Source organism: Mesorhizobium sp. M7A.F.Ca.MR.148.00.0.0, from assembly GCF_003997735.1.
GTDB lineage: Bacteria > Pseudomonadota > Alphaproteobacteria > Rhizobiales > Rhizobiaceae > Mesorhizobium.
The window spans coordinates 1753-6501 of sequence record NZ_RZTB01000180.1 but is presented as its reverse complement, the minus strand read 5'-3'; the positions used below and the strand labels follow the sequence as shown (position 1 = coordinate 6501).

7 protein-coding genes are annotated in these 4749 nt (G+C 50.5%); 1 reads left to right on the top strand and 6 read right to left on the bottom strand.

Features of this window, described 5'->3' with window-relative positions; genetic code table 11:
• Positions 1–23: 23 nt before the first annotated feature.
• On the top strand, positions 24–647 hold the full coding sequence (locus tag EOB49_RS31890; RefSeq protein ID WP_127383313.1) for a hypothetical protein: 624 nt from the start codon (positions 24–26) through the stop codon (positions 645–647).
• Positions 648–854: 207 nt separating this feature from the next.
• On the opposite strand, the gene EOB49_RS31885 is transcribed toward EOB49_RS31890, so the two are convergent.
• From EOB49_RS31885 to EOB49_RS31860, 6 genes are all read right to left on the bottom strand, one after another.
• Positions 855–1271 carry a hypothetical protein gene (locus EOB49_RS31885; protein WP_127383312.1) on the bottom strand — a complete coding sequence of 139 codons (417 nt, stop codon included), beginning with the start codon at positions 1269–1271 and terminating at the stop codon, positions 855–857.
• A gap of 49 nt (positions 1272–1320) precedes the next feature.
• Positions 1321–2025: a hypothetical protein gene (locus EOB49_RS31880; RefSeq protein WP_127383311.1), complete on the bottom strand. Its 705-nt coding sequence runs from the start codon at positions 2023–2025 to the stop codon at positions 1321–1323.
• Positions 2018–2257, bottom strand: coding sequence for a hypothetical protein (locus tag EOB49_RS31875; protein WP_127383310.1), 240 nt, complete (start codon positions 2255–2257; stop codon positions 2018–2020). The genes EOB49_RS31880 and EOB49_RS31875 overlap by 8 nt, the downstream gene beginning before the upstream one ends.
• A 316-nt stretch (positions 2258–2573) precedes the next feature.
• Complete coding sequence (locus EOB49_RS31870) at positions 2574–2933, bottom strand: hypothetical protein (protein ID WP_127383309.1); 360 nt, start codon at positions 2931–2933, stop codon at positions 2574–2576.
• A 103-nt stretch (positions 2934–3036) separates the two neighbouring features.
• Complete coding sequence (locus EOB49_RS31865) at positions 3037–3810, bottom strand: hypothetical protein (RefSeq protein WP_127383308.1); 774 nt, start codon at positions 3808–3810, stop codon at positions 3037–3039.
• 308 nt (positions 3811–4118) lie between these two features.
• Positions 4119–4673 carry a recombinase family protein gene (locus tag EOB49_RS31860; protein ID WP_127383307.1) on the bottom strand — a complete coding sequence of 185 codons (555 nt, stop codon included), beginning with the start codon at positions 4671–4673 and terminating at the stop codon, positions 4119–4121.
• Between the last annotated feature and the right edge of the window lie 76 nt (positions 4674–4749).

Sequence of the window (4749 nt, the reverse complement as noted above, 5' to 3'; positions counted from 1 at the left end):
ACCATCGCCCATGGAACTACAGCGTGTTTGAAGAGTCGTTTCTGACACTCGTGAACGAACTCGATATGAAGGCCATCATTCACGGTGGCAGCGCTTCTCGTCATACTGAAATTATCGGACAGATGCAGGCGTTGGAAGGCCAGAAAATCGATTTGGAATCCAAGGTGAACAAGTTGGCTGAAATGATGCTCGACGACACCATGCCGGTGGATTTGTTGAAGCCGAAGATGCAGCACCACAAGAGGATTCTGGACGACATAAAGGAGCGTGTCGCCAAGTTGGACGACGAAAGAAATGCGATTCAATTGGAACGAAGCGCCGCCCAAGAATCCAACAGGATCACATTCCCAACCGACATCAGTACTATCGACCTGTACAATCTCAGAGCCAAGGCCGCACAACACATCAAAACCTTGGTAGACCACATCGAATTGAAACGGATGGATATCGGGGAGTTGGTGCATTCCTTCTACACGGTCAGGTTTGTTGGTGGCGGTGAACGCACGGTGTTTGTGAACTACTCCAATCCAAGGAAACCATTTGCTGTATCGGGCAATCCTGACGCTTCCGACTACGTCCACAACAAGGATGGCAGCAAGATCGGCATCCGGTTGGGCGGCAACGTGAAGGGTATGGAGTTTGCCTAGAATACACGGTGCTGGTGACGGCTCACTTATCGAGCCTGAGGTGGGCCCTTCAGGCCGGCAGCGACATCCGCAGTTCGAATGCGCTGTCGTGCAAAACCCATTCGCATGGCCGAACCATCGCCCAAAGCCCTCTACAAGGGCCGCAGCGACCGAACAGACGGCATGGATGTGCGGGTAGCTCAAAAGACGCTTTAACCGCCGGCAGCCTTAAATGCCGCATTGATGAAGCGCTTGTTTTAAGCGTTTATGGAATGCTTCACGCCGCCAACCGGGGGCTTCGCCGACTCTAATTTTTCGGGAAGTCTCTCGCTCCCAGCCGCCAGCCGGGAACTTTGCCCAGATGCACCCACATAGTTTCGTGATCTGATCACTTGTGGGGTTCCATTGTCGACCACCTTTGGACATTGGAACGAGCCTGAACTCTGGCACCGGTTGGGTGCAAGAAATGGTACGGGGTTCCTCAGATGAGGCCTGAGCCGTATAGGTGGGGAAGCCGCCAAAAGCCAAGATTAAGCCAACAAAGGCGGTCCATAACAACGCATCCGAACGATGTTCGATGCCGCCGGCAATGATCTTGAAACGGGCCTCGGAAACTTTTCCGTTCACCAGTTCGATGTTAGTCATGCCCGTCCCCTAAACCCAATCACAATCTGCCACATCGAGGAGAATCAAATCAAATGCGATTTACATCGTTTTGAGCTGTCAGCGGGTAGCCAGCACTTGGTGTCGGCGGGTCGAAACCCACCATGATGATCGAGTCGAGTGGATAATCGTCATTGACGTTTTTCAACGCATATTGAGCCACGGCATCCTTTGAATTCGCTCGTTCCACTTGGCATGTTATGGGAGCGCCAAAGTGACGGTTTCCTACGCTTGTCCAGAAATCGGAGGTAGCCTCGGCGAAACGGCCTTCCTCGGGCTCTGGAATGGCCAGCAGGCAGTGATAGTGCAAGAAGGTGGCATCGATGCCGTTCTTCTTCACCGTCTCATAGACGCCCAATGCGGGCAGATTTCCTTTTGAGCCAAACTTCCTGCGCATGGCCGAGAAGTAGGCTTTCACCAATCGCTCTCCTGTGGGGCGATCCCTTTCGAAAAGGGCAAATGGCTTGGCCGGCGTGGTGGCATTTTTGGTCTTTCCGGACAGCCGCCGATAGGCCGCCTCCGGATCGCTTGCTTGTACGAATGGAATGGTGACGAACTGATTCAGATCGTGCTTTTGCACCTCGTTAAAAATCAGCTCCTTAGCCACCTTGGTGCGGTTCTTGGCAAGGTAGTTGTTGATGATCTTCCGGACAAACGCACTGGTATCGAGCGAGGATCGTTTTGCGAGGATACCCAGAGCGTCTTGTGTTGGCTGATCGAGACGGATGCTAAACATAACGTTTTGGGTCCAAATTCGCAGATTGCAAAATATATAGAATCGCCAAATTCATTTCGACCAAAAGCTGCGATAGCTGGAAGTTTGCGATTTGATATCTATCGCTATGAACTGAAGTCCTAAACTCCATATAAATTACTCGATAGTCTTCTCTAAAATTGTCAATTATAGCCTGTATTGATTTTGGTGCTTTATCTCCGTCCATTGATTGGAGTAATTCGTCTATATCCATTTTTCTTTTCCTTTCTAATAGATACAATTATAACGTTGGTGGCGCAATGCCTTTTCAAAAATGCTCATGATAAATCGCTTGGCGATATGACAAAATGGAAATGCTGACCGACAATCCGCTTAGCGAATTGGAAGAATATTGATGCGTATTACATTGTGTCAGACATATGTAGGCAAAGAGTTGTTGATTTTTTACGAAATATTATTGCTTTTTGATCTATAGAACAGGTATAATATTTTGCCGTTTTCCGAATCGGCTCCGTAAGTACGGCAGTCAAACGGGCGATAATCTGCTCGGCACGGATTGAGTGCAGAAACTATGGATTGGACCTGCGCACAAAGCAGAACAGGCAGCCGTCCCGATAGGATGTATAACGGTGAGCTATCGACCTGCCGTATCGTGCGACGAGGTATTCATAAATCCGGTGTTTTCTGTCGTCGGTCGCCTCGAAATGGAAGCTGTAGGGCTTTTCCCGCTGGACCCATTCTGCGGTCAACGCCACAACGTGCCGCAGAACGGGAAATCCATTTCGAAAGTAGCCGCCTTCCGTGAACTGAGCGACCTCGGCGTCCCATGCCAACCATGAGCCGCCTGCAAAGGCTTTCAGCGGGGTTGCCCCGCCGATGGTTCGGAATACCACCGGGCCGCCGTTGGTAGCGGCGAACTCGAACAGCAAGCCGTCAACCTTAAAACGCCGACGAAAATGGCGCTGTGGGTCGGTGGCGCCTGATGTTGAAGCTGCGACCCGGTTCGCAATCGTCTCTATCCTCTAAATCCCACTAGATATCTTCCTCTGAGAACTCTTCTCCGTGAATAAACCTATAAGCCTCTTTGGTTACTTCTGGATAGCTGTTCGAAAGGCTGGCCATCCCATATTCGTCGTCTAATATAGATTCATGCAAGCGATATATAATAATTCGCCTGATTGATATCATGTCTTGCTCGTCATATGAACACAAAAAAGAATGTAAGGCCTGTGACGCCTTTTGGTAGTAATCTAAATCCTTGCAGTTCGATATTTTCATCTCAATGAATTCGATTGGGTAGTTTTCTATGTATCCTTCAACTTCTGGATATAGGTTGAGTCGATCAAACTTCCTCACGTTATCCAATTCGTTGAAAAAATGATGTTCGGACAGCGGGTGAATATATCCATTTTCCCAAAGATTGTGACTGAATCCGAAAGATGCAGAGAAAATCTTCCCAGCAACGAAATCGTCTCCATTTCTGTCCAAATCCTCCAAGAGGCGGTCTCGTAGCCCGTTTCTGTAAAAGTTCGTTATAGCCTCGGCGTACCCGATCTCACGCCGAAGCACCTCTGTGAACTCGTTTGACTGAGCACGATCCAACTTTCTGGCCTCAAGCAGATCGTGCAATGCCTCGTGATACCTGAGCCTCTTGCACAGAAGGTTCGCCCTGTTGATGTAAGGAGATGGATTTGGGGAGGCAGCAATTGACCTCGTATAGTACTCGATGGCCTTCTCGCTATCGTACCGGGTGGCATGGGCCATACCAAGTTCGAACAGCTTCCGGCCTTCTTCTGCGTTCAGCATGTGGGCTCCGTTAATTGCTATCCTGAAGCCAGTCTCACGCAGTTAGATCAGTTGCAATAAGCCACCGAGCGTGCACCTCCGAGGTCAGGTCTTGCGGTTCTCCACAGCCCTTGTGAGGAAGCTGCGTTGAGGTGCGTCCAGTTCGGCTTTGTGCTTACGCCAATGCGTGGAGAAGCTTGCTGGACCAGCTTCACGCAGGAGGAGATGAATTTCGATACGGGCACCTGCGATAGCCCTTGATCCACCATTGAGCTTCCGGCGGTAGCTGATCCGACAGTTCTTCGATTGCCGTTTTCAATGCAGCGCCCCTACGCTGCGTCTGCCAGAATGCGATAGACAGACGAACGCCCAATGCCGAGCTCCTTAGCGATATCGGTTGGCTTCTTTCCGGCACCGTGCATCGACACAACCGAAGACGTTTTGCGTCTGGCGGTAGGTGCCCGCCCAAGGAATTTTTTCTCGGCCTTAGCTTTCGCAATACCCTCACGTTGTCGTGCCAGCATGATTTCTCGCTCAAACTGGGCGATAGAGCCCACGAGATTCATGAGAAGTCTGCCGGTTGCCGAGGACGTATCAATCGCCATGTCTAGTATCTTCAACCCGACCTTTTTGGCCTCCAGCCTGCCAACAATCTGTTGCAGGTCGCCAACGGAGCGGGCGAGCCGATCAAGTCGGGTTACAACGAGAACATCGTTTTCTCGCACGAACTCAATTGCTCGCTCTAGTTCCGGGCGATGCGAATTTACGGAAGACACCTGCTCCCTGAAAACCTTGTCGCAACCCTGCGATTTAAGATCACGAAGCTGAGCCTCATAACCTGCTTGCTGCTCGACGGTGCTGGTTCTCGCATACCCCACAAACATCCCGAATCCTTCCCAATAGCCTCTAAGAAGTCATAGGATAAGATTCCTAAAATGTCAAACCGACTTGTGTGGGACG

What these genes read in the sequence shown, in the direction of transcription:
- EOB49_RS31885 (WP_127383312.1), bottom strand. Translation starts at nt 1,271, where the DNA reads ATGACTAACATCGAACTGGTGAACGGAAAAGTTTCCGAGGCCCGTTTC.
- EOB49_RS31880 (WP_127383311.1), bottom strand. Translation starts at nt 2,025, where the DNA reads ATGTTTAGCATCCGTCTCGATCAGCCAACACAAGACGCTCTGGGTATC.
- EOB49_RS31875 (WP_127383310.1), bottom strand. Translation starts at nt 2,257, where the DNA reads ATGGATATAGACGAATTACTCCAATCAATGGACGGAGATAAAGCACCA.
- EOB49_RS31865 (WP_127383308.1), bottom strand. Translation starts at nt 3,810, where the DNA reads ATGCTGAACGCAGAAGAAGGCCGGAAGCTGTTCGAACTTGGTATGGCC.
- EOB49_RS31860 (WP_127383307.1), bottom strand. Translation starts at nt 4,673, where the DNA reads ATGTTTGTGGGGTATGCGAGAACCAGCACCGTCGAGCAGCAAGCAGGT.